The 25,698-nt window shown below is 46.8% G+C and carries 19 protein-coding genes and 1 pseudogene; 8 read left to right on the forward strand and 12 right to left on the reverse strand.

Annotated elements, in window-relative coordinates; translation table 11 throughout:
- Nucleotides 1–29: 29 nt before the first annotated feature.
- The 5 genes and pseudogenes from B2U97_RS13740 to smc form a co-directional block, all read right to left on the reverse strand.
- Complete coding sequence (locus B2U97_RS13740) at nt 30–326, reverse strand: transposase (protein WP_286822895.1); 297 nt, start codon at nt 324–326, stop codon at nt 30–32.
- A gap of 85 nt (nt 327–411) precedes the next feature.
- Nucleotides 412–2,349 (reverse strand): BRCT domain-containing protein, encoded by a 1,938-nt coding sequence (locus B2U97_RS13745; protein ID WP_286822896.1) that lies wholly within the window; start codon nt 2,347–2,349, stop codon nt 412–414.
- A gap of 74 nt (nt 2,350–2,423) precedes the next feature.
- A pseudogene (gene ligA, locus B2U97_RS13750) lies at nt 2,424–3,575 on the reverse strand (NAD-dependent DNA ligase LigA); the annotation flags it as partial.
- 12 nt (nt 3,576–3,587) lie between these two features.
- Complete coding sequence (zipA, locus tag B2U97_RS13755) at nt 3,588–4,547, reverse strand: cell division protein ZipA (RefSeq protein WP_286822897.1); 960 nt, start codon at nt 4,545–4,547, stop codon at nt 3,588–3,590.
- Between the two features lie 24 nt (nt 4,548–4,571).
- Nucleotides 4,572–8,030 carry a chromosome segregation protein SMC gene (smc, locus tag B2U97_RS13760; RefSeq protein ID WP_286822898.1) on the reverse strand — a complete coding sequence of 1,153 codons (3,459 nt, stop codon included), beginning with the start codon at nt 8,028–8,030 and terminating at the stop codon, nt 4,572–4,574.
- A gap of 145 nt (nt 8,031–8,175) precedes the next feature.
- Here smc and cysZ point away from each other — a divergent pair, with 145 nt between their 5' ends.
- Entirely contained in the window at nt 8,176–8,916 is a 741-nt protein-coding gene (gene cysZ / locus B2U97_RS13765) for a sulfate transporter CysZ (protein WP_286822899.1), read from the forward strand.
- 25 nt (nt 8,917–8,941) lie between these two features.
- On the opposite strand, the gene rmuC is transcribed toward cysZ, so the two are convergent.
- Together rmuC and B2U97_RS13775 are read right to left on the reverse strand one after the other, a co-directional pair.
- Nucleotides 8,942–10,285 (reverse strand): DNA recombination protein RmuC, encoded by a 1,344-nt coding sequence (gene rmuC / locus B2U97_RS13770; protein ID WP_286822938.1) that lies wholly within the window; start codon nt 10,283–10,285, stop codon nt 8,942–8,944.
- Entirely contained in the window at nt 10,285–11,808 is a 1,524-nt protein-coding gene (locus B2U97_RS13775) for a fumarate hydratase (protein ID WP_286822900.1), read from the reverse strand. The genes rmuC and B2U97_RS13775 overlap by 1 nt, the downstream gene beginning before the upstream one ends.
- Nucleotides 11,809–11,945: 137 nt before the next feature.
- Here B2U97_RS13775 and pabB point away from each other — a divergent pair, with 137 nt between their 5' ends.
- The 3 genes from pabB (at nt 11,946) to B2U97_RS13790 (ending at nt 15,409) form a co-directional block, all read left to right on the forward strand.
- Nucleotides 11,946–13,328 (forward strand): aminodeoxychorismate synthase component I, encoded by a 1,383-nt coding sequence (gene pabB, locus B2U97_RS13780; protein ID WP_272989947.1) that lies wholly within the window; start codon nt 11,946–11,948, stop codon nt 13,326–13,328.
- The gene (locus B2U97_RS13785; RefSeq protein WP_272989950.1) at nt 13,325–13,939 is read left to right on the forward strand and encodes a CoA pyrophosphatase; all 615 of its coding nucleotides are present in this window, start codon (nt 13,325–13,327) and stop codon (nt 13,937–13,939) included. The genes pabB and B2U97_RS13785 overlap by 4 nt, the downstream gene beginning before the upstream one ends.
- A gap of 96 nt (nt 13,940–14,035) precedes the next feature.
- Nucleotides 14,036–15,409, forward strand: coding sequence for an L-serine ammonia-lyase (locus B2U97_RS13790; RefSeq protein ID WP_272989953.1), 1,374 nt, complete (start codon nt 14,036–14,038; stop codon nt 15,407–15,409).
- Between the two features lie 23 nt (nt 15,410–15,432).
- On the opposite strand, the gene cysB is transcribed toward B2U97_RS13790, so the two are convergent.
- Complete coding sequence (cysB, locus tag B2U97_RS13795) at nt 15,433–16,407, reverse strand: HTH-type transcriptional regulator CysB (protein ID WP_011234945.1); 975 nt, start codon at nt 16,405–16,407, stop codon at nt 15,433–15,435.
- Between the two features lie 137 nt (nt 16,408–16,544).
- Here cysB and B2U97_RS13800 point away from each other — a divergent pair, with 137 nt between their 5' ends.
- The 3 genes from B2U97_RS13800 to yciH are packed head-to-tail and all read left to right on the forward strand — an operon-like array spanning nt 16,545 to nt 18,357.
- Nucleotides 16,545–17,228, forward strand: coding sequence for a sensor histidine kinase (locus B2U97_RS13800; RefSeq protein WP_272989956.1), 684 nt, complete (start codon nt 16,545–16,547; stop codon nt 17,226–17,228).
- A gap of 29 nt (nt 17,229–17,257) precedes the next feature.
- A complete protein-coding gene (locus B2U97_RS13805) occupies nt 17,258–18,016 on the forward strand; it encodes a hypothetical protein (protein ID WP_286830585.1) in 759 nt (252 codons plus the stop codon).
- A gap of 5 nt (nt 18,017–18,021) precedes the next feature.
- The gene (gene yciH / locus B2U97_RS13810; protein WP_272989961.1) at nt 18,022–18,357 is read left to right on the forward strand and encodes a stress response translation initiation inhibitor YciH; all 336 of its coding nucleotides are present in this window, start codon (nt 18,022–18,024) and stop codon (nt 18,355–18,357) included.
- On the opposite strand, the gene B2U97_RS13815 is transcribed toward yciH, so the two are convergent.
- Together B2U97_RS13815 and B2U97_RS13820 are read right to left on the reverse strand one after the other, a co-directional pair.
- Entirely contained in the window at nt 18,338–20,008 is a 1,671-nt protein-coding gene (locus tag B2U97_RS13815; protein ID WP_272989962.1) for a SpoIIE family protein phosphatase, read from the reverse strand. The two genes, yciH and B2U97_RS13815, sit on opposite strands and share 20 nt — an antisense overlap.
- Nucleotides 20,008–20,313, reverse strand: a complete 306-nt coding sequence (locus tag B2U97_RS13820) for an STAS domain-containing protein (protein ID WP_272989965.1) — start codon at nt 20,311–20,313, stop codon at nt 20,008–20,010. Before B2U97_RS13820 ends, B2U97_RS13815 begins: the two co-directional genes overlap by 1 nt.
- A gap of 101 nt (nt 20,314–20,414) precedes the next feature.
- Between B2U97_RS13820 and B2U97_RS13825 the strand changes: the two genes are divergently transcribed.
- Nucleotides 20,415–21,209 (forward strand): response regulator, encoded by a 795-nt coding sequence (locus tag B2U97_RS13825; RefSeq protein ID WP_253620286.1) that lies wholly within the window; start codon nt 20,415–20,417, stop codon nt 21,207–21,209.
- Between the two features lie 99 nt (nt 21,210–21,308).
- Here the strand turns inward: B2U97_RS13825 and B2U97_RS13830 are convergent, their stop codons facing one another.
- Both B2U97_RS13830 and B2U97_RS13835 read right to left on the reverse strand, forming a co-directional pair.
- A complete protein-coding gene (locus B2U97_RS13830) occupies nt 21,309–22,610 on the reverse strand; it encodes an amidohydrolase family protein (protein WP_272989967.1) in 1,302 nt (433 codons plus the stop codon).
- Complete coding sequence (locus tag B2U97_RS13835; protein ID WP_286822901.1) at nt 22,610–25,690, reverse strand: amidohydrolase family protein; 3,081 nt, start codon at nt 25,688–25,690, stop codon at nt 22,610–22,612. Before B2U97_RS13835 ends, B2U97_RS13830 begins: the two co-directional genes overlap by 1 nt.
- Between the last annotated feature and the right edge of the window lie 8 nt (nt 25,691–25,698).

A 25,698-nucleotide genomic window follows, 5' to 3' on the forward strand; every position in this document is an offset into this window, starting at 1 on the left:
CGTCTCTGTAAGATGTAATAACTTCAAAATTACACCCCACCATAAGACGTAATCACCAAACCTTCCAATTCCCCGATAGGTTTTGATGTTACTTTCTTGCGCTGTAATACGCTGGAGGATTTTTCCGTTGTCGCAACTATGTCTTCACACAGCTTTTTCTGTTCGCGAACCTGATCTAACTCAAGCCCTAAATACTTTTTCTTCCAGGTACACAAAGTACCCTGAGCTACGCCCATTCTAAGGGCAAATCTGGCTATCGACAGTCCGACTTCACGCTGAATAATTACGGAAGCGGCCTGTTCGACAAAAAAATATTTTGATTTCATGGCATGTCCCTCTTAAGGGCTTTATCATGCCCAAAATCATCATCCTTGTGGATTTTTTATTGGAGAACCGTCACTTAGCATAACATTATCTAATTAAGTTAAGGTATTCTTGTTCAGTCAGCACGGTAACACCTTTGTCACGCGCTGCATTAATTTTTGTTTCACCAACTTTGTCACCTGCCACTAAGTATTTAGTATTTCCAGTGACTGATTTTGCAACTTTAGCCCCGAGTGATTTTGCGTGCTTTTCCATGTCATTACGAGAGCCTTGTTGCATGGAACCGGTAAAAACAACAACTGCCCCAGCAATAGGTGAATCTGAATTTTCTCTTTCAGACAGCTTTGGTGTAATGCTTAAGTTAAATCCAAGCTGATAGACCTTAAAAAATTCTTCTTTAACGTTTGCTAGGCCTTCGACAATAGCCTCAGCACTCAGTTGTGCGAAGCCATCAATTTTAACCATTTCCTCAACCGATACTTCGAAGAGCTCTACTATGGAATGATGCTGAAGCAATTTTTCGCAATTACCTTCAGCAAGACGACTTACTCCGAAAGCAGCAAGAAACCTCCAATCCTCAATTTCAATTTCTCTGCTTGCTTTAAGTTGATCTACGAGGTTCTGCGAGGTCTTATCCCCAAATCCGAACGCAACAAATTCATGTTTGGGTATCTGGTAAATTTCATGGATATGCTTAATACCGTAATTGGTGATTCTTTTAACTACCTTAGGCCCAAAACCATCTACATTACCTAGGGTCTTAAAAAAATGAATCAAAGTATTTTCTGTTTGAGCAGGGCAATCTGATTTATTTGGGCAAATTAGGTGGTCACCTTCCCAAATAAGACGGGCATTGCAACTTGGGCAACTCTTAGGCAATTCAGGCTCGGTAGGATGAATAACCGCTTCAATTTTTGGAATGACCAAACCACTTCTAACTAGCTTAATGACTGCGCCAGGCCCTACTCCGTTTGTCTTCACCATCATATAATGATGAACCGTCGCTCTACTTAAAGTAGCTCCACTAAGTTTAGTCGGGAGTAATTCGGCAACAGGTGTAACTCGTCCTGTTCTCGAAGTTTGAGGAACGACTTTTAATACTTCCACTTCTGCTGATTCAGTATTCACTTTAAATGCGATTTGCCACCTATGGAACTTTCTCGTAGCACCCATGTACTCTTTGAGCAGCGAATTCGTTGACTCCAAAATTAATCCATCGATATCAAAATCAACTGCATTCCAGATTTTTTCAAAAATACTCTCGAAGTCTGACAATAACTTATCAATACTACCTACCCACTTGGTTAATTCAGAAAATGGGTAGAAAACACAAGCACCATCATCAATTGCCTTTTGAACATCTTCATCGACTTTCTTTTCAGAAATAATCGCTGCCTGGATATTTCGAGAGTTCTCAAACTTGTCACTCAACACTTTGTCGAAATAACTCTTTTTGATTACGATTTCGCCAGGGCCTAAACCTCTTCCCGCATTATTTGCAACTTTTAATCCTCGCTTAAATGCACGAGTAATATCTTGACCTCTTGTTCCATCCCCACGGGTATAAAGTCTCGTGCCATCATCATATGCAGCATAACCATCCAGCTTTGGGGTAACCTTTATCTCTATTGACTCTTGGTCAAAATCGATTTCCGAAGCAGCCTTCTTAATTCTTTCAGTCCATTTTTTTATTTCTTCGAAAGAATAAGCCTTATCAGTCGACAGCATTTTCTTCGGTAAGCGAACTGTCTTGCTATCTATTAAAACTTCGGGTTCTACATTTGATAGGAATGGGTTGTCAGGATCTAAAGTTTTGAAATCATCCAAATAATCGTCGTAAACCTTGTCCTCAATAATAGGATGACCAGATCTGTAAAGAGCGTTAGCGACTTTAAGCAGTGTTTCCAACTGTTCAGCGCTAGGATGGTTTATAGAGAAGAGCTTCTCTATGTCAGATAAATCTGAATTAAGTTCCAGTTTCTCAATAATGGCGATTTGGTTATCGTTAAATTTATAATTAGACATTACTGCTACACCTATGCTGCCATTTGAAAGTCTGATTGAGCTCTATTTGAAACAGTTAAATTCAGGGTGACACTCACATCGCCCGCGCGGCGAATACTGACACAGTCGCCAATACGTACGCCCAGTCGTTCAATTTCATCGGCATTATGTAAAGTGGCATTAGATACTGTAACGCCGCCCACATTAACCGGCTCTAGACGCGCTACTGGCGTTATCGCGCCGGTACGGCCAACCTGAAAGTCAACTCCGGTAATGGTTGTCAGTTGCTCCTGCGCGGGAAACTTACGCGCAATAGCCCAGCGCGGCGCCCGTGCGACAAAGCCTAAGTCCTGTTGCAGACGAATAGAGTCCACTTTAAAAACTACGCCATCAATATCGTAGTTTAAGGTATCCCGACGGGCTAAAATAGCTTCATAGTAATCGTCACAACCCTGCACGGAGTCTACCGTCTTTATTTCAATATTCACCGGTAACCCCCAGTCTTTCAGTTGCAGCAAGCGCTGGTGGTGACTGTCGGGAAGTTGTGTGGTTTCTGATATTAACCCCAGACTGTAAGCATAAAAGTGCAAAGGACGTTTTGCGGTAATTCTGGAGTCTAACTGGCGTAAACTGCCTGCCGCCGCATTCCGCGGATTAGCAAAGACCTTTTCATCGCGCAGCCGGGCCTGCTCATTAAAGCGCTCAAATGCCCCCAATGGCATAACCACTTCACCCCGTACTTCCAGTCGCTCTGGGACGTTACCAGAGAGCTTTAACGGCACATTGCGTATGGTCTTAACGTTCTCGGTGATATCTTCACCGCTTTGTCCATCGCCACGGGTTGCGCCACGCACTAACAGGCCATTTTCATACAGTAAACTGACCGCAGCACCATCAAGCTTAGGCTCACAACAAAAAGTTACGGTTTGATTGGTATCCAGCCGCTGTTCAACGCGCTTGCTAAAAGCTTCAAACTCATCGACAGAAAAAGCGTTATCCAGTGACAACATGGGAACTTCGTGCTGAACACTTCTGAATTGACCTAAGGGCTTACCACCTACTTTCATAGTAGGAGACTGGGCGTTTTTTAAATCCGGATGCTCAGTTTCCAGAGTTTTCAGTTCCCGAAAAAGACGATCATATTCAGCGTCCGGCACTGACGGTTCGTCATTCTCATAATATTCCCGGTTGTAACGATTAAGTAATTGCTCCAGCTCTTGCATGCGCTGGTGAACAGACTGATTCATAAGGACCTGTAATTAAGCTGAGTGTTTACGTTCAAATTCTCGAATACGCTGGCGTGCTTCGTGAATCGACTGGCGGGTCAATAATTGACGCTGGCCGTCCAGAACCTGTCCCTGAGGAATTTCGGTAGCGAGTTTTTTAGCCGCATTCAACATCATATTAAAGGCCTGCTGACCGTCAAATTTCATGGGTAAGGCCATAAAAAACGCCACGCCGTCGGTTTCAAAGTTTTCCATGTTATCCAAATCAAACGTGCCTGGGTTGAACATGTTGGCGACACTAAAAATCATTGGTCCTGTGCCTGCGGTATTTTCATAGCGGTGGAAAATACCTAGTTCTCCAAATTTACAGCCCAGCTCGGTCATCATTTGCAGCAATACGGCGCCCTGTACAGGCCCTTTAACATGTAACGCAATAACTTCTTCCGGAGCTGACTCAAAATCATCATTCGTATCTGCACTGACTTCTGGTTCGGGTTCTGCCTCAAGCGCTGACTCATGCACAGAGCTCTGTTCGGCTGCACTTTTATAAGAGTCATCCGGCTCTGAGGCAACATCCCCATCAAACTTAAGCTCAGTTTGCTCTACTTCAACGGTTTCATCATTGCTGACTCGCATAGAGGGTAATGAATCGGACATATCGTCATCATTGCTAAGGTCCATCGACATTTGCTCGACAGCGTCGGCATCATTGTCCTGTGTTCTCACATTACTGTGCGACGATGTTTTTGCTTTTGGTTCAACGGCTTGGTCATGGATGTAGCCGTCATCTGAACTCTCTTTCTTTAAAATCCGAACTTCGCCAATGCCATCGTCATCAAAACCGGACGATTGCTGCTGACGATTCTCTGCAACCCGTTGTTCACGCTGCCGTTGTTGCTGGTTACCTTTACGTATCTTCCATACGCCATGCGCAACAATACCTGCGATTGCCAGGATCCCAAGAATACTGAGGGTTATTTGTAAACTGCCCATTTTTGCTCCATCAAGCTTATTTTGTTATCCGGCGTCTGTCATCGCCACAGCCTGTTCAACATCAACCGCTACCAATCTCGAAACGCCCGCTTCCTGCATTGTTACCCCTGCCAGATGGGTAGCCATTTCCATTGCCACTTTATTGTGGCTGATATAAATAAATTGCACCGATTCCGACATTTCACTCACCAAACGGCAGAAACGTCCTACGTTGGCATCATCTAATGGCGCATCAACCTCATCTAACAGGCAAAAAGGTGCCGGATTCAAGCGAAATATCGCGAATACCAATGATAATGCGGTCAGTGCCTTTTCTCCACCGCTAAGCAAATGAATTGTACTGTTTTTCTTGCCCGGTGGCCTTGCCATGATGGTAACCCCTGTTTCCAGTAAGTCATCATCGGTAAGTTCGAGCGTGGCACTGCCACCACCAAAAACTTTCGGAAACAGAATTTGTAAATCATGGTTTATCGCGTCAAAAGTGGTTTTAAACCGATGTCGCGTTTCCTTATCAATCTTACGAATCGCCGCTTCTAAAGTGTCTAACGCCGATGATAGATCATCCACTTGCTGGTCGAGGTACTGTTTACGTTCTCTTTGCGCTTCGGCTTCATCAATTGCCGCCAGGTTAATTGCCCCTAAGCGTTTTATTTTATTTTGTATTGACTCCAGCTCTTGCTGCCACTGCTTTTCGTCAGCGTCGGAGGAGAGTTCCTCCAGTATATGTTTCAATTTAAGGCCTGTTTCAGCCAGCGTTTCCAACACTGCCTGACTGCGTTCCTGCAATTTAACCTGCTCAATTTCAGTGCTCTGCATTGCCTCTTTGGCCTGCCCTATTTTGACCTGAATTGCAGATTGTCCCTGAGTTATTTGCTGTAAGTCGTGCTCTAACCGCGACAATTGCTGGCGTTGCTCCTGCAATTGTTCCGCAACTTCACCACGCTTATCCAGCAGCTCGGTTAACTGTTCATCGAGTGCACTTTCATTTTCATCCGTGTCTACAGTCTGCTGCTCATTTCGTTCCTGCAAAAGTTGCTGGTAGCGTTGTTCACTGCGTTGCAGTAATTTCTGCAACTGTGCGGCCTGAGCCTGCAAATTCTGCTGTTGCAGCGTCATCTGCTGCTGTTGACTGCGCAACTGCTGTAACTGCTCATCTTCGGCACGAACTTTAGACTCCAGTTGTTCACCGTAGTCTTCATCAACCTGCTCCGTTTGCTCCAATAACAGTTCAAACTCTTCCAACTGCATTTCAATTTGCTGTTGCTGCTCAGAGGCATTTTCTGCATGCAGTCGTTGCTCTTGCTGCTTATCTTGCAGGCTCGTTAACTGCTGCTTTATTTGCTCGGCCTGCTGTAAGTTCCACTGCAGCCGCTCTTCAACTTTACCCTGCTCGTTACGAACCTGCTGGACCTGCAGCTGAACCTGCTCCAACTGCTCTTGCGCCTGTTCAACCTGCGTCTGAGTTTGCTCCAGCTGCGCTTCACTCTCAGACAACCTGGAAGCCAGCACCTCCAGTTGTTCTAGTAAGTTTTGGCGCTGCGTCTGCAGATGAAGAACACTGTTATCCTCATCAACACGAGCCGCGATAAAACCGTCCTGCCAATACCAGTTGCCTGCTTTCGATACCGCAAAACTGGCGTTGCTTTTTTGCAATTGCTGCTCCGCATTAGCATCCTGTTCAATAGCCAGACACTGCTGCAACGGCGCCCAATAACGTAGCGGACCATTGACTTTACTGGCCAGAGACCAGCTTTCAGGTTCTTGCCCACTTACAGGCCACACCAGCTTCACCCCAGAAACCGCTTCTAATTCTTCCGGCGCTTGTTCCAGAACCACGGCATCCAGCCAGTCATAAGCTAGCTGTTCAACCGCCATTTCCCAGCCACTTTCAGCCTGAAGTAATTCCCTGACCTTCAGGCTGTCTGGATAGTTTTCCTGTAACCATTTTTCACTGCGGCTGTCGTTATTTTGCTTCCCTTCCAGCAGTTGCTCAATGGCGGTTAACTGAGCCTGAGCTTTATCTTGTTGCTGCTGATTCTGTCGGTGCTGTTGCTGCTGATCTTTAAATGCTTGTTGCAGAGTCTGCAGTTGCAGCTTACTCTGCTGATACCGAGTTTCTTCCTGCTCCAACTGACGTTTTAGTTCCACCAGAGCCTGTTCGTTCTCGTCAACAGATAATGCTTGCTCCTGTTGCTGCAACTCTTGTTGCTGGCTGTGAAATTGCTCCACTTGTTGCAAAGCATACTGTTGGCTCTGTTTCAGCTCCTGCAGCTTAAGTTGCGCCTGCTGTTGCTGTTTTTCGACATCGCGTTGCTGTTGTTGCTGCTGTCTTTGTTGCTGCTGCCACTGACGCCATTGCTCATTGGCTTGCTGAGACTGTTCTGAAACCCTTTCAAGCTGTTCTTCAACCTGCTCCAGCTGTGGCTCCAGCATCAATTGCTGTTCTTCCAGTTGTTCTCTTTGCAGGCGATCATCCGCCAACTGCTCATTAAGCTGCTCTATTTCTTCGTTTAACTGCTGCTGTCGCTGGCTGCGCTGCTCTTTTAGTTCCTGCTGATGTTTCAGAGTTTGCTCAATACGGGTAATTTCATTGCCCACTGAAAACATTTGTTCCTGCGACTGTTCGACCTTATCGCGCGCTTCTTCTGCCTGCTCTTTCAGCTCAATGGCGCCGCGCTCATCACCACTTTGCTGTGCCTGCCAGCGTTCAAGTTCGGTTTGCTGTTCGGCGTATTGCGCCTGCAACTGCTGTCGTTGATTATCCAGTTTCAGCCAACGCAGAGCTTGCAGTTCACCTTTAAATTTACGCTCACTAGCTTTTAATTCCTTGTAACGGATGGCAGCCGCGGCCTGACGCTCCAGCTTCTCCAACTGTTGACCCAGCTCTTCGCGAACGTCACTCAAGCGCTCAAGGTTCTCGCGCGTATGCAGCATCCGGTTTTCAGTTTCTTTGCGACGTTCTTTGTATTTTGAAATGCCTGCGGCTTCTTCAATAAAAACGCGCAGTTCCTGCGGACGTGATTCAATCAGGCGGGAAATCATGCCCTGCTCAATAATAGCGTAACTGCGCGGACCCAGACCGGTTCCCAGAAATAAATCGGTAATATCACGGCGACGACAACGACTGCCGTTCAAAAAGTAATTAGACTGGCCGTCACGGGTCACCAGGCGCTTAACAGAAATTTCATTGAATGCCGCGTACTCGCCCTGAATGCGCCCCGAACTGTTATCAAAGACCAGTTCAACACTGGCCTGAGAAACCGGTTTACGGGCGCTGGAGCCATTAAAAATCACGTCGCTCATGGCATCGCCACGCAGGTTTTTTGCTGAACTTTCACCCAGCACCCAGCGCACGGCATCAATCACATTGGATTTGCCACAGCCGTTCGGACCGACGACGCAGGTCATTTGGTCAGGAAAGGGAACTTTGGTTGGATCCACAAAGGATTTGAAGCCAACTAATTTGATGTGTTTTAGGCGCATTCAGTTGTTTTTATTATCAATTTAATACGACGGTTTATTATCACAAGACTCTAGCAGATCCGGTAGCCATTTGTAACAATTTAGCCCGCACATTGCCATTGTATTGCCTTATTATACTAAGCAAATTAAAAGCTCTGGAGTTTTCATGCAAAAAGCAGCCTACAGCAACTCGGGATTAGCTTACATAGGACGCGGTTTACAACTTATTCGAACCAAAGGTCTGCGGCGCTATGTTGTGGTGCCTATTCTGACCAACCTTATCCTGTTCTCGCTTGCTTTCAGTTGGCTATATGCCGAAGTCGACTATTGGCTGAACCGCTTTATGAGCTGGCTGCCCGACTTTTTCCAATGGCTGGAGTTTATTTTATGGCCATTGGCGGTTATTACCATTATTGCGCTCTTCTCGTTTATTTTTAGTACCATCATGCATTTAATTGCAGCCCCTTTTAACGGACTCTTGGCGGAAAAAGTGGAACGCTATGAAAGCGGCGAGAGCTTAGGCGACGAGGGTTTCCTGGGTCTGTTTAAAGATATTCCGCGTACGCTAAAACGCGAAATGCAAAAACTTATGTACTACATTCCGCGGGCGCTCGGTTTCTTTCTGTTGTCGCTGGTTATTCCGGTTATTGGACAGGTACTTTGGTATGTCTTTGTCTGCTGGATGATGTCGATACAATACTTAGATTACCCATTCGACAATCATAAGCTGTCGTTTCCGCGTATGCGTTCTGAATTACACCGACAACGCGGTAAAACGCTGGGCTTTGGATTCGGGGTAACCGTGCTGACTATGATACCGCTGATTAACCTGATTATTATGCCGCTGGCGGTTTGTGGAGCAACTTCGTTATGGGTCGACCATTATCGTCGCAGCGCATTAAGTTAATGAAAATAAACGACTGAGCGTTGGCTCAGTCGTCTTTCTTATCTGTACCACCAGCCTCAATGCCTTCTTGACTTGTTTCGTCGGAGTCGAGGTAATCCGGATTTAACCGCTTATTGGTTTGCACACCCATCTGACGGAACTTATCAACCCGACCAATTAAATTACCGCGCCCGGTACTCAGCTTCTTCATGGCTTCCTGATAACGGTTATCCAAAGTTTGTAAGCCGTTACCAATTTTCTCCAGGTCTTCCACAAAGCCGACGAACTTGTCGTACAAACGTGCTGCATCAGTCGCTATTTTTTCAGCGTTCTGATTCTGATACTCATACTGCCAGATGTTATGCACCGTACGCAGAGCAACGAGCAAATTAGTTGGGCTGACCAGCATAATCTGGTTGTCCAGCGCCAGCCGGATAAGCTCCGGGTCACGATCAACAGCCAGCAAAAATGCCGGCTCAATCGGAATAAACATCAATACATAATCCAGCGTACGCAACCCTTCCAGTTGATGGTAGCTCTTTTTACCCAACTGTTTTATGTGTTGCTTCAGCGACTGAACGTGCTCATTTAACGCCCGTTCACGTTCTGTATCGTCATCAGAGTTGAAGTACCGCTCGTAGGCCGACAAGCTGACTTTCGAGTCGATAATCACGTCTTTTTTATTCGGCAAATGCACAATCACATCCGGCTTGAACGACTTACCGTCTTCATCGCGGTGATGCTCCTGTGTCTGATACTCGTGCCCTTCACGTAACCCGGACTGCTCCAGAATACGCTCCAGTACCACTTCGCCCCAGTTGCCCTGTTGCTTGGTGTCGCCTTTTAATGCCCGGGTTAATGCCTCAGCTTCAGACGCCATTTGGCGGTTCAGGTCCTTAAGCGACATCACTTCATTTTTTAAGGCAGAACGCTCTTTGGTTTCATCCGTGTATTGCTGGGTGATTTGCTTTTTAAACGCATCAATTTGCTGTTTGAACGGCTCTAATGTTGCCTGCAAAGACTGCTGATGATGTTGCTGCAGCCCTTTAGACTTCTCATCAAAAATACGGTTGGCTAAATTTTCAAACTGCTGGGTCAGCCGTTCTTCGCTAACCTTCAGTAGGTTCAGCTTTTCTTCTGCGGTTTTCTGCTCATGCTCAGATCTAGCCAGAGTTTCACGCAGACGGCTGTCTTTTTCATAGACTTCGAGCTGAAGTTCATCGACGCGCTCACGAAGAATGTCCGCGTCTTGCTCCAGTGCCGCATTTTGTTGTTCTGCCTGTAAACGCAAACGGCGCTGCTGTTGCCAAAGCAACAACAACGCCGCAATTACAGTCACAACCGGCACTCCAATTATTGCCATCCATTGCCACAGTGCCAGCGACATAATTAAGCTCCTAATTTTTCATTGAGGTCGGCAATTTTCGCTTTCCAAATTGCAGGGCCTTGAGTATGTGCGTTTTGACCGTCGCTATCCACAGCAACGGTGACCGGCATGTCTTCCACTTCAAATTCGTAAATAGCTTCCATACCCAAGTCTTCAAAAGCCACCACACGGGACTTTTTAATGGCTTTAGCTACCAGATAGGCAGCGCCGCCAACAGCCATCAGGTAAACGGCTTTGTGCTTACGAATACTCTCCACAGCTTCGGGGCCACGCTCTGCTTTACCGACCATGCCAATAATACCGGCTTCCTCCAACATTTGGTCAGTGAATTTATCCATACGCGTAGAGGTTGTAGGACCTGCCGGGCCTACAACTTCATCACCCACCGGGTCGACAGGTCCCACGTAATAAATAAAGCGGTTATTAAAGTCGACCGGAAGCTCTTCGCCGTTATCCAGCATGCCTTTAATGCGCTTGTGAGCCGCGTCTCGACCGGTTAACAACTTACCGGACAACAACACAGTTTCGCCCATTTTCCAGTCTTGAATATCTTCTTTCGTCACTTCATCAAGGTTCACACGACGAGCGTCGTCACCCAGCTCAAAAGTGACATCGGGCCAATCTTCCAGCTTCGGTGGCGCTAAGTCTGCGGCACCACTGCCGTCTAACGTAAAGTGAACGTGACGAGTCGCCGCACAGTTTGGAATTAAGGTCACAGGCTTTGAGGCCGCGTGCGTCGGTAGTGACTTAATTTTCACATCCAGCACCGTTGTTAAACCACCTAAACCCTGTGCACCAATTCCTAAAGCGTTAACGCGGTTGAAAATTTCTAAACGCAGCTCTTCTTCTGCATTTTGCGGGCCACGCTCAATCAACTCATGGATATCGACAGACTCCATTAACGACTCTTTTGCCAATACCGCAGATTTTTCTGCTGTACCGCCAATACCAATACCCAGCATACCCGGCGGACACCAGCCAGCGCCCATTTTCGGGAGGGTTTCAACAATCCAGTCAGCAATCGAGTCACTAGGGTTTAACATAGCCATCTTCGATTTATTCTCAGAACCACCACCTTTTGCGGCAATCATTACTTCAATTTCATTGCCCGCCACCATATCAATATGCACCACAGCCGGGGTGTTATCGCCGGTGTTTTTACGGGCTCCCGCAGGGTCTGCCACTATAGAAGCACGCAGTGGGTTGTCCGGGTTGTTATAAGCACGACGAGTACCTTCATCCACCATTTGCTGAACGGTCAGGTCGGTTTTATCCCATTGCACGCCCATGCCCACTTTCACAAAGCAGGTGACAATACCGGTGTCCTGGCAAATTGGACGGTGCCCTTGCGCAGACATACGCGAGTTAGTCAGCACCTGAGCAATAGCGTTTTTCGCCGCTTCGCTCTCTTCACGCTGGTATGCCTCGTCCAGTGCTTTAATAAAGTCTAGTGGGTGATAATAAGAAATGTACTGCAACGCATCGGCAATACTATCAATAAAATCGGCCTGACGAATGGTGGTCATGGAACTGCCTCTTGGTTAACTTTTGCGTGGCGCTATAATAGCGTTTTCGCTAACAACTGACCAGTGCCACTGACCGGCGAATATTTGCTGTGGTAGTATATTGGTAATGAATAACCAGCCTGAATTGCGAGCATGATGTGAGTGTTTTTCCGGATCTCTGTGCGATAAAACTTGATTGCGAGGCCTCAGCTATTGAGTTGTTTCAGCGTTGTCAGCATGAAAGCTACGCACTGTTACTGGACTCTGCCGCACAAAGTCACCAGAACTGTGCCTACGATATTATCTTCCGACAGCCAGAGCTGGTTTTAAGCTGCAAAGCAGGCAAGTTAAATGTAGCAACAGATGCCACGTTAGAACTGCCGCCTGCCCCCGAAAATGCAGCCGAGCTTTGCCGTTATGCCGAGCAATTGAATCAATTATCAGGTCATTATTCAGGCCCTGCTGAACTACCTTTTCAGGGCGGTTTTGCCGGCGCGGTGGGTTATGATCATGGCCGTTCACTGGAAATCATCCCTGAGTTTAATGCAGACACCTATCAGTCTCCCGATGCGGTACTGGCCTATTACAGCCAGGCACTGATTATCGACCGGCAGACCAACACGGTCTGGCTAGTTGCGCCAGTAGATAAGTCAGAAGAGCTTCGCGACTTCTGGAGTCAGCCCATGGCAAGAAAAAAACCGCCAGCTTTTCAATTATTAAGCGACTGGCAAAGCAATATGAACGAGCGTCAGTACACCGACAAATTTAAGGCAGTGCAAAACTACCTGCTGGCCGGAGATGCCTACCAAATTAATTTAGCACAACGATATTCAGCCCGTTATCAAGGCAGTGAATGGTCGGCTTACCTTAAATTACGACAAGCTAATTCAGCACCCTTTTCTGCCTTTATGCGTCTTCCCGGTAGCGCTATTCTGAGCCTGTCACCGGAACGCTTTTTACTAACCGATGCAGAAGGTCAGGTAGAAACTAAACCCATTAAAGGTACACGTCCGCGGTTTGACGATACGCGCAAGGATCAGGCCAGTCAGCAGGCCCTGCTAACGTCAGAAAAAGACCGGGCGGAAAACCTGATGATTGTTGATTTGCTGCGTAATGACCTGAGTAAAAACTGTGAGCCGGGCAGCATCAAAACCCCAAGCCTGTTTGCCATAGAGAGCTTTCCGGCGGTCCATCACCTGGTTTCTACAGTAGTCGGTAAATTACAGCCCGGTCGCACCGCATTAAGTTTGTTTAACGGCGCTTTCCCGGGCGGTTCTATTACCGGCGCACCGAAAATTCGGGCCATGCAGATTATTGAAGAGCTGGAACCGCATCGCCGTAATATTTACTGCGGTAGTATTGGCTATTTTTCTCAGCACGGTCGTAGCGACACCAGTATTACCATTCGTACGCTGCTCGCCGAAAATGAGCACTTATATTGCTGGGCCGGTGGCGGTCTGGTCGCTGACTCAACAGCAGCGGATGAATACCAGGAAACCAAAGACAAAGTGTCACGCATACTGCCGGTGTTAACTTCATGACAATTAATACTCGCGCAGACTTTATTCGTCGCTTTAGTCTTTATCCTTCACCGCCGGTTGAGCGCAGAATTGATGAACCTCTGCGTAAACGATTGCGCCCGGCAGCGGTGTTACTCCCAATTATTGAGCGTCCGCATGGGTTGTCGCTCATACTCACCCGACGCTCCAGCAAATTGCGCAAGCACGCGGGTCAAATCAGTTTTCCCGGAGGTCGCTTTGATGAAACCGATAACGACTTACTGGACACGGCATTGCGGGAAACCGAAGAGGAAATTGGCCTGCCCCGCAGTCAGGTCGAAGTCATAGGACGTTTACACGACTACCCTGTCTTATCGTATTTTATGATTCGCCCTTATGTGGCTTTTGTCTCACCCCAACAGCCTCTGGTTGCCGAGGAAAGTGAAGTCGCTGAGATTTTTGAAGTACCGCTGGCTGATATTCTCGATCATGGGAACCACTACGTGTATCGTATTCGTAAGTTTATCTACGACCGCGTGTATTTCATCCCCTGGCAGCACCGGAATATCTGGGGCGCAACCGCCGGTATCTTGCGTGAATTATCAGAGCAGTTACAACCCGACGGCAAAAATCACTTCAGACCACTGAACTGACCACTTATTTTTGCTTAAAACTTGCTTCCCCCCACATGAATCATGCGACAATACTATAATAAACAGAATACGCATGCGCGACAGGTAAGGATAAATATGATCAGCGTTTTTGATATCTATAAAATTGGTATTGGTCCTTCCAGTTCTCATACTGTGGGGCCGATGAAAGCAGCCTATGAATTTTTGCATGCCGCAAAAAAATCAGAGCATTTAAATAACGCGGACGGAATAAAAGTCGAACTGTTCGGTTCACTTGGCCAAACGGGTAAAGGTCATGGCACCGGCAAAGCCGTTATTCTTGGACTGGTCGGTGAGACTCCCGAAACAGTAGATACTGACACCGTTGAAGATTTTCTGGAGCAAACTCGTAAGACTGAAAAGCTGAACTTGCTTGGTGAAAAAGAAGTCTCCTTTCCCAGCGAGGGCGCAATTACTTTTCACCGCCGCAAAACCATGCCCAAGCACGCCAACGCCATGGAACTGAAACTCTTGAAAGACGGTGAGATCATCTATAACGACTTGTATTACTCCATAGGCGGTGGCTTCATTGTCCGCGATGAGGATTTTGATGAGACGCTGGAAGAAGCGATAGAACAGTCGTCGAAACCTATTCCATACCCGTTTGACAGTGCTGCGGACCTTCTGGCGCATTGCAAAGAGCACGGCATGCGCATGAGTTCATTAATGATGGCTAACGAGAAAGTCTTCCGCAGTGAAGAGGATATTCGGGCCGGATTAATGAAGATTTGGCGCACCATGCAAGAAAGCATCAAAAACGGTATTACTACCGAAGGCATTCTGCCGGGTGGACTTAAAGTACGTCGCCGCGCATCGTCTTTATATCAGCGACTGAAGAAAGAAAAATCCAGCGACGCCATGCAGGTTATGGATTGGGTCGATTTATACGCTTTAGCCGTTAACGAAGAAAATGCCGCAGGCGGGCGCATAGTAACAGCCCCAACTAACGGAGCCGCGGGCATTATTCCTGCAGTAATGAGCTACGCTGACAGATTCATTGAAACTCTGGACGAAGATGCAGTCGTCCGCTTTTTACTGACCTCAGCTGCAATCGGTATTCTTTATAAGAAAAATGCTTCCATTTCAGGTGCTGAAGTCGGTTGTCAGGGTGAAGTGGGTGTTGCCTGTTCAATGGCCGCTGGTGCCCTGGCCGAATTTATGGGCGGTGACCCGTCAAGAGTCGAGAATGCGGCAGAGATCGGTATGGAACACAATCTGGGCTTAACCTGCGACCCTGTGGGCGGTTTAGTACAAGTGCCGTGTATTGAACGAAACGCCATGGGCTCGGTTAAAGCCATTAATGCCGCCCGCTTAGCCATGCGTGGTGAAGGCGATCATAAAGTGTCTCTGGATAAAGTGATTAAAACCATGTGGGACACCGGCAACGACATGAAAACCAAGTACAAAGAAACCGCACGCGGCGGTTTGGCAGTCAATATTATTGAATGTTAACCGGTTGGTACTACTGCCGGTGCTTAGCGCATCGGCAGTGAACAACTATCAAAAAGTTTATCAATCTCATCCTGACTTTTTAGCTGAGTAGCTTTTTGCACCCTATCGCGCGTTAAGTGCGGTGCAAAATTCTCAATAAAGTCGTACATATAAGTACGTAAAAATGTTCCGCGCCGGAAACCTATCTTAGTCGTACTATGAGCAAACATATGCTCCGCAGGTATCGCCACTAAATCGGTATCTTCTTTCGGATCGTAAGCCATACTCGCCAGAACCCCAATACCCAATCCCATTCTGACGTAGGTTTTTATCACATCAGCATCGGTTGCTGTAAAGACAATTTTTGGCTCATGTCCGGCATCGGCAAAAGCTTTATCCAACTCGGAACGTCCGGTAAAACCATGCACATAAGTGACCAAAGGAAACTGAGCAATATCATCAATAGTTAGCTTACTCAGTTGCGTCAGCGGGTGTGATTTAGGCACAACAATAGACCGGTTCCAGTGATAGCAGGGCAACATAATGAGGTCGTGATATAAATGCAGCGCCTCGGTCGCAATAGCAAAATCTGCCCGCCCTTTCGCAGCCGCTTCACTAATTTGCTCCGGAGAGCCCTGGTGCATATGCAATGAGACTTTTGGATATTGCTGAATAAACCGTTGAATAACGGACGGCAACGCATAACGAGCCTGAGTATGGGTCGTCGCAATGTTGAGTTTGCCCTGGTTTGGCAAGGTGTGTTCAGCAGCAACCGTCTTAATCGACTGGACGTTATCCAGAACCTGCTGAGCAACCGCTATGATGTCTTTACCCGCGGGCGTTATGTGAGTCAGATGTTTGCCTGTCCGGCCAAATATCTGCACGCCCAGCTCGTCTTCCAGCATTCTGACTTGTTTACTAATGCCCGGCTGCGAGGTGAATAAGCTTTCAGCCGTAGCAGAAACATTCAGGTTATGATTTGTTACTTCAACAATGTAACGTAACTGCTGTAATTTCATTGAGGAACGTGCCACTCTAGTTTGCTAAATGTGATATAAGAAAATACTATAATAATCTTGATAACTATGACAAATATAAAAGCTATCGCAACAGTATTTTGTCGAAGCTTGCATTTGGACTACAGGAACTGTCATCTATGACCCAATCCACATTTGATTTTTCAACTGTCCTGGCGTCTTCTGTGCACGACATGAAAAATTCACTGTGCTTACTCATTCAAATGATAGAAGAAGTATCAGAACAGGTCACTGACAGCAGTGCAACAGAAAAAATGGCGAAAGTCCATTATGAGGCTCAGCGTATCAACTCAAGTTTGATGCAAATGCTCACGCTTTACCGCAACGACAATAACGCTTTACCACTCAATAGCGACCAGCACCACGTCGACGAACTTGTAGAAGAGCTGTTGCTAAACAATGAGCTTTACCTTGAGCAACGGAACATTACTGTTAGCACCGACATTGATGAGACAGCAACAGGCTGGTTCGACAGAGATCTGATCTTTCATCTACTCAATGACATCATCATTAATGCAATGCGCTACACAGCCGATAAGCTCTTTATAAAAGTAGAGATAGCCGAAGATGGTGAATGTCGTATTATGGTTCACGATAATGGCGACGGTTTTCCTGCTAGTATGTTGGAAAACGCGGCTATGCCGATACAACAATTGAATATTCAGCAATCCCGGACAGGGTTAGGTCTATACTTTGCTCAGATGATTGCAAGCGCGCATGAGCGAAATAATAAAAAAGGTTTTATCGAACTACAAAATAATGGACACTTAGGTGGTGGTGTTTTCTCTTTAACATTACCCTGAAAAAATAATTATAACTTAACGAGCGTAATATGATTTACACCATTGTCATCGCATTGATTATATTACTAATAATAATGGCAATCATAGTTGGTGCGGTACAACAGAACAGACAGCGTTTAGAACTAGAGCGGCGCAAAAAGTTGGCGCGCTTTCGCAGTTCGCTTGAACAGATCGAAGATCTCATTCATATGTCGAGCTTCTTCCCTATTGGTAAATCCATGCTGGTGGTTCTTAATAGCCGTGCGTTGGAAATACTTAAAGGTATGAATGCAGCGTCGCCGTCAAAAGACTATAAATCACGAATACAGGATTACGAAGAACGCATACAAAGTGTAGACCGTAACGACACGTCGTTAATCAGTGAAGACTTTGAGATCCCGGAAAACAACAAACAAATCATAGCAATGATCAATGGGCTCAAGCGGTTACGTTCTACGTTACGAAATGAACATTCCCGCGGCCGGGTCGATAGCAATGTTTTTAGTGTAGAAGATCAGCGTTTGACCAAGTTGCAACTGAAAATTAGTATTGAAACCTTAATACGCCGGGGCCGTCATGCTTACGAAAGCCAGATGTTAGGTTCCGCCAGACAGTATTATGAAAAAGCATTACGCACTATAGAAGACCAGAGCTTTAGCGACGACTACACTACGTCGCGCCAGCAATCAATTAAGAAAGCGCTGGAACAAATTGCACAAGAGCTAAAAGATGCTCATGCGCGTGACAAAGCAAAAGATAAAAAAGAAGACGATTTAGAAGAGCTGTTCCAACCTAAGAGAAAATGGTAGATAGAATGCCGGACTGGAAAGATCAACTGAGCCAAATGGTATATTCAACAGACTCGGGACGTATTGATCCGGAGCCTGAACCGGAGGAAGTTCCTGAAGGCGATGGCATTGTTCGCCTGCGGCGGGAAACCAAAGGTCGGAGAGGCAAAGGAGTAACTATTGTTGCCGGGCTGGATAAACCGCAGACAGAGTTAAAGGCGATAGCCAAAAAACTCAAGCAGCTCTGTGGTGTTGGTGGATCAGTTAAAGAGTACGAAATAGAACTACAAGGCGACCAGCGCGACAGTATTGAAAGCTGGTTGAAAAAGGAAGGCTATAAAGTTAAGCGTGCGGGCGGCTAAGGTCGTATTCAATATATAAACGTCGGCCGTCGTCACGCCACTCAACGTGGCTTGAAAAGTTTCTTATCAGCTGTAATCCACGACCAAACGCTTGTTGTTCGTCATCTTCCGATACTTGCTGATATTCAGAAAAACCGTTTTCGCTATTGGATGAAATACTAAACGAAAGCAAACTATTATCCGGTTTGTATTCAATATCAATTTCTATTTCTACCCCTTCTAAAACAGCCAAACGCGCTTCCCTAGTCCGGTAGTATTCATCAAACCCCTGCCCGGTTTCTTTAATTCCCGAGTCCAGCTGCAAAACGCTGTGTTCCAGAGTATTGTTAAAAGCTTCAGCTAACAATAAATACAAGGTTGTTTTATGCGCGCGGATGCCTTCAAGATGACTTAAGGAATCCACCAGTTTAATAATGGGATCGCGCCCTTTAATCTCGTTTTCTTTTAAATAAACCACTAACCGAAAGGGTAAATGAGTGACGTTGGTATCGGCCTGACTAACAGGTAAATTGGTGGCTGCACAATCCAGGCACACCAACGAAATATCATCAAACTGCTCCTGTCCTTGCTGAAAAGTCTGGAATGAACCAACCAGTCCCTCAAAATCCCGCTCGCGGGCATAGCGTAACAACAAAGCCTCGAATCCCTGTTCAGACAATCGCTCGTCTGCCTTGTTAGTCATCTCAACCACACCGTCTGTATAAGTTATCAGGCGGGTGTTTTTCTCAACAAAACAGTGGCTAACCTGACTACTGAACTCTTCCGGCGACAAAATACCCAATGCCATATGCTCAGGCACCAGACGCTTCTCGACTGCTCCGGCTTCATTTATCAGCAGCGCATCGGGAATGCCGCCATTCCAGTACGTTAAACGTTCACCATTGGCAGACAACTCAGCAACAAAAGCGGCACAAAACATGTCGTCGGGTAACAGCTTAACCAGCTTCCGGTTAAACTCTTCAACCATGTTTGCTATTGAGAGCCCTTTTTCGGCTAAATCAAAAAAGGTTTGAGCAACCGGCAGAGCGCCTGTGGCGGGAGCTAGCCCGTGGCCGGTGAAGTCACCAACAAACAGGTAAAAATTTCCCAGAGGCCCGGCTTTAGAGAGAACTAAGTCACCGTTAAATTCACTGGCCGGCGCAAGATAAGTTTTTAAGAATGGATATTTCGTTTCGTTTTCCTGCAGCGCGTTAGCCAGCATGTGTCTGACAACGTTCTGCTCCCGCTCCATTCGGTTAGAATGATAAGCCAGAGTTTCATTTTTCCCTTTGAGGGAATAGCTCAATTCGCGAACCCGCGCGTGCGCGTTCAGTTTTGCCTGCAAGACAACTGGCTCAAAAGGCACACTAATAAAGTCGTCCCCTCCAGCCTCAAGGCATTTCAACAAGGTTTCCTGATCATCCAGTGCCGTAATAAATAAAATAGGCAAATGGACATCGCCGCTTAGAGCTTTTAGCCGGGGAGCAGTCTGAAAGCCATCCATAACCGGCATCATAACGTCCAGTAGCACCACGTCCGGCGCCAGACTGGCGAAAATATCTATAGCCTCAATGCCGTTATCAGCGCAGGTGACCTGATGACCAAAGCGTTTAATCAGGCCACTCAGCATCACCTGGTTAGCAGGCTGATCATCGACAATCAGTACCTTCATCAGGCAATAACAAACATCTTATCAAAGCGGGATATATCGAGAATACGACACACGTCTGGTTTGGCATTAATCAGTTGAATGCCCTTTACGCTGCTGCCTAAAGATTTACGCATATTGAGCAGCATACCGAGTGCCGAGCTGTCCAGATAATCGGTTTCCCTCAGGTCGATAATTACGGTTGGCTGTGAATCACCAATATGACTGTAGGCCTGACGGAACTCCTGTACCAGGCTAAAATCAAATTTTCCTTTAATAGCAATAACTAATTGCTTACCATCATTTGAAAAGTCGCGACTAACGTTCATACTCACCTCTTTTTTTAATGAGCATAACACAGATTTTCTGATTGAGTTTATCTGCTGAATACCCTACTCTTTCGGTCACAATAAATCCTAATTATGTGATTATGGCAATAGCCTTTGACGAACTCCGTATTTTGCTTATCGAACCTTCCGATGTGCAAAGAAAAGTAATTACTCAGCACCTGAACCAGGCGGGCATTCAACATACCCGTGGCGCTTCAACTATTGCTGAAGCGAAAGAAGAAATACTCCGCTGGCAACCCGATATTGTCACCAGCGCTATGTATTTTTCTGACGGCACTTCACATGAACTCATTGAATTCATTAATACTAACGACTTAAAAGATACCTTACATTTTATGCTGGTGTCATCCGAACATCGTGCCGATCAGCTGGAGCAGTTCAAACAAGCTGGTATTATTGCCATTTTACCAAAACCTTTTACGCCAGATCAGCTCCAGCGGGCCATTACCGCCACCATGGACATGATGGAACCCGAGCCACTTCATCTTGAGCTTTATGATGTCGAAGATTTACGGGTATTGATTGTTGATGACAGCATGACCTCGCGCCATGTCTTAAGACGTGTATTTGAGAATCTCGGTGTTGAAAGTTTTGTTGAAGCAGAGAACGGTCAGCAGGCCATTGATATTTTAGCAGAACATCAATTTGACTTGATCGTCACTGACTTTCATATGCCAGAGGTAAACGGTAGTGAACTCACCCAATACATTCGTAATAGCTCAGCACATGCTCACACTCCGGTACTGATGGTGACTGCACGCGCCAATGAGCCACAACTTGCTAACGTAAAACAAAGCGGTGTCGATGCCTTAACCGACAAGCCTTTTGAACCGGCAACGTTAAGAAAGCTTATCGCCCGTTTATTAAACAGCTGAGCCTGAATTTAAGAATTAATATTTGTTCGTTAAAATGAAAAGCCCCTGCCATGTGAAGTGACAGGGGCTTTTTTCGGTTTAAATTTAATCAAAGAGCGTCTATTCAGATGGCTTCTGGCGATACTTCTCGTAAAGCTCAGTATGTCGGCTGCTTAAGCTTACTTTGCGTCCATCGATATAAAGATGCGTCAACTTTTGTCCAATTGGATCAAGTAAGTCACCTTCAGACACACTCAGTGAAGCGCTTTTACCCACTTCCAGTGAGCCCAGCTTATCGGCAACTCCCATAATCTCAGCGGGCTTCAAAGTAATAGCCGCAAGAGCCTGCTGTTGATCCAGACCAAACGCAACCGCGTTTCCGGCAGCAAAAGGTAAGTTACGTACGTCCCAGTAACCCGGATAAGAGATAGCAAAGTTGACTCCGGCTTCAGCCAAGCGCGCTGGTGAGGCAAAGTCCTGATCATAGCCTTCATCATTGCGAGCCGGCAGACCGTAAGGAGAACCAAAAACAACAGGAACATTAAGCTCAGCTAGCTTATCGGCAATACGCCAGGCATCTCTGGCTCCCATAAGCACCAGTTCAAAACCATATTCCTGAGCAGTATCGATGGCCTGCTCCAGCTGACGTTTGTCATCGGCGTGTACGTAAAGCTTCTTACTGCCATCAAACAAACCCGCCATAGCTTCCCAGCGCTGGTCCAGATCAATTTTACGATCGGCCTGCTTCGCATCGTAGTAAGCCTTTGCATCGGCAAAAACTTTCATTAATTGCTGACGGGATTCCTCGTTCGCTTTACGCTGTTCCTCAGGTGAACGTCTCTCCCACCAGGTATTCACAACGTAAGTGCGCGGCCAGGAAACGTGTACACCTATTTCTCCGGCTACCAGAGCGTCCTGATAGTTCCAGCCATCTAAGTTCATTAAAGATGACTGACCTGCTACCAGCGAGCCCTCTGGGGCTACCTGAGCGTGAGTAATGCCGTGGTAACGTACCGTCGGGATAATTTCCGAATCAGCATTAAAGGCAATGTGACCAGCAACTTCCGGATGCACATCACCCACTTCACGCGCGTCGCGGGTTGCCCGTACTGCTTCAATTTCATTCAGGCCAATAGTGGTATCCATTGCGATAACTCCCGGATACACGTGCTGACCGGAAATATCGATGACTTCAGCGCCGTCCGGGATACTGACATCTTGCCCAATAGCGGTGATTTTACCGTTTTCAAATACTAAATCTGAGTCGGTAAGCACCCCATCAGAAACGGTATGCAAGGTACCACCCTGAAGTACAATAGGGTTGCTTTGCTTTTCGCCCGGAATTTCATCATGTGCCGCAGCACTATTAAGCGTCAGCGCACTGACTAATGCGGCACTAACGGTTGTAAATAATTTATTCATTAGTGTTGTCCTCCGTGCTGATGCCCTTTACCGGTAAAGTGATCTAACCAAAAGTCGTGTTCAGTATCACAGTGCCAGGTAGGCTGATCCGACTTATAACCGTCTTTAGCCCCTATTTTTGCATCATCACCTGCCGCTAAAACTTTTTGGATAAGTGCGTTCTTTTCTTGTTTAACCGCCTGCTGTCGTTGTTTATCCAGTTCGCGGTCGAAGAACTTACGGCCGTTAATCCAGGTTTGCTCTGCTCGCGCATAAGCACTTAACGGATAATGGCTCCAAAGTACGAAATCGGCGTGTTTGCCTTTTTCAACAGACCCTACATAACTGTCCACTTTCAACTGTTTAGCCGGGTTAATGGTCACCATTTTCAGCGCTTCGTGTGGATCCATACCACAATAACGAACAGACTTAGCGGCTTCAGTATTTAAACGACGTTGTAAATCATTACTGTCAGAATTGATACTGGTCAGCACGCCTCGTTCGCTCATCAGGCACGCGTTGTGTGGAATGGCATCATAAACCTCGAACTTATAAGCCCACCAGTCCGCAAAAGTTGAACCACTGGCGCCATGCTCTGCCATTTCGTCAGCTACCTTGTAGCCTTCCAGAATGTGAGTGAAGGTATCCAGAGTAAAACCAAAGTCCTCGGCAACTTCCATTAACATCAAAATTTCTGACGCAACGTAAGAGTGCGCATGAACAAAGCGTTCGCTGTTCAGAATTTCCAGTAGCGTTTCCAGACGATAATCCGGCCGTGGAGCTGCAGCTTTTTTACGTTCTGAACGGCTCATACGCTCATATGCCTGTTTCCGCTGCTGGTACTCAAGCGCCGCCTGGAAACCGTCACGTACAATAGTTTCAACGCCCAAACGAGTTTGAGGGTAACGAACGGTCATGTTGTCGCCCCAGTTACTCTGCTTAACGTTTTCACCCAATGCAAACTTGATAGACTCAGGGGCTGCATCGAACTTCATGACATTAGCGTCGGCGCCCCAGCGTAACTTAATTACCTGCGCCTGACCGCCGATGGGGTTAGCTGAACCATGAAGCAACTGTGCCATGGTCGTCCCGCCCGCCAGCGAACGATAAATGTGAATATCATCCGGATTAACCACATCACCAATGCGAACTTCAGATGTCACCGCTTCAGAACCTTCGTTAACACCACCTTCAATAGCAATGTGTGAATGCTCGTCGATAATGCCCGGAGTCAAATGCATTCCTGCACCATCAATTTCAGTCACACCAGAAGGTGCTGACAAGTCTTTGCCGATGGCTGCAAATTCGCCGTTTCGAACCAGCACATCCGTTTCTTCAAGAATACCGTCGTCAGTTGCAGTCCAGACCGTCGCGTTGCGGATAAGAACATCCTGACGCTCCGGCAAACCGTCCAGCCCGTAAGCCACATTCGGGAACGTCAGCTCGCTAACATATTCCACGGGTTCTGCTTCACCGTTTGTTTCTGTCTCGCTTTCGGCTGAATCCATTTGAGCCTGTAATCTGACTTCTTCACCTTCAGGAGAAACCGCCGTTACTGAAAAGGTTCCCTGAGCTTCAGGTTCCAGCTTAAAGCGCCAGCTTCCGGCGGGCTCTGCGTTCAGGTCGGCAACAAAAGACAAAGACTCATTGCCCGATTGCACATGACGTAAAGCGCTGGTCTTTTCATTTGCCTTAACTTCACCGCTTAGCGCGGCACCAGGCTTAATCGTAATCTCGATATCCTGGTTATTCAGTTTCATGCTGTAATTGCCGACAAAATCGACTTTATCCCGGGATATCAGCTCGTTTTCTTCGCCCTGCAACCAAACTGACTGAATGGTGCCATCTGCAAACAAATCGCCTTTGACCATAACAAAGTCAGCCTTGTAGCCCTGAGCCAGCTTCCCTGCTTTGTCGCCTATCCCGGCAATTTTCGCCGGAATAGTCGTCAACGCAGCAAGAGCCTTCTCTTCGCTCAAGCCATGCTTCACGGCTTTACGCAGGTTAGGCCAGAAGCTGTCCGCCTTTTCTAAGTCGTGCAAAGTCAGAGCGAAATTGACTCCGGCTTCGGCCAACATTGCCGGGTTAGACGGAGCGCGCTCCCAATGACGCAATTTTGCTAAATCGACATCGAGGTGCCCATCAACATCGCCAACATCTGGTGCAGCCGGAAAATTAAGCGGAAGAATTAAGTCACTTCCGGCATTTTTTACTGCATCTAAGCGCGCGTATTCATAGCCTGAGGCAACGTAAACCGACGGCACCTTAAACTGGTCGAAAAGATCATCGGCGCGTAACAATGATTTCTCATCGCTCACCTTAAAAACAATCCCGGTATTCTCAATATCCGTCAGTGAATCAAGCGCCGCATTAAACTCGACCGATTGATTATGCGACTGCTTTCCATAAGAGTTTTCGTACCAGTTAGCATCAGATAAGGTTTGTCTGACCAGCGCAATGCTGCCCATTAAAGATGACGGATACTGCTGCTGTGAAGAACCTTTATCAAACGAGCCGAACTGCTTTCCTTCACTTTGATAAATAACGTCGTTAGGTATTTTGTCCGCCAGCGAAACTGTTACCGCCTGTCCCTGAAAAATACCGTCTAAATTAGCTGACTGCACACTGGTGAAACCTTGTGACACCCATTTATTTGCATCTTCAGAGCTGGTCTTAAACTCACTGAACCAGTGTTTTTGCGAGTGAATCGCGTCATTTGCCGCGTTACCACCCTCACGTTCATTGTTATAAACTGGCGTATCTGAACGTTCCTGCTGATTGCTAACGTTAATTCCATAGCTGCTGTAGGGGTCAATGAATCCCGGGTAAATCGTGTATCCGGTCCCGTCAATCACCCGCGCTCCGGCAGGAGCCCGATTATTACGCTCAATTGACTGAACGGCGCCATTTTCAATAACCAAAGTGGCGTTAGTAATAGATTTTCCCGGCTCAGTAATAATTGTTGCATTCTGAATTGCCGTCAGACTTGGCGTGTTATCCCGCATCCCGTTTGTTCGGGAAGTCTGATCAGCCGCAACCGAGGCGGTCAGTACCGACGTTACCGCTAACGTCAAGGCACTGAGCTGATGCACTTTTTTCATGAATTGTC

Origin of the sequence: Idiomarina sp. UBA3176 (assembly GCF_002364295.1) — a bacterium.
Taxonomy (GTDB): Bacteria; Pseudomonadota; Gammaproteobacteria; order Enterobacterales; family Alteromonadaceae; genus Idiomarina; species Idiomarina loihiensis.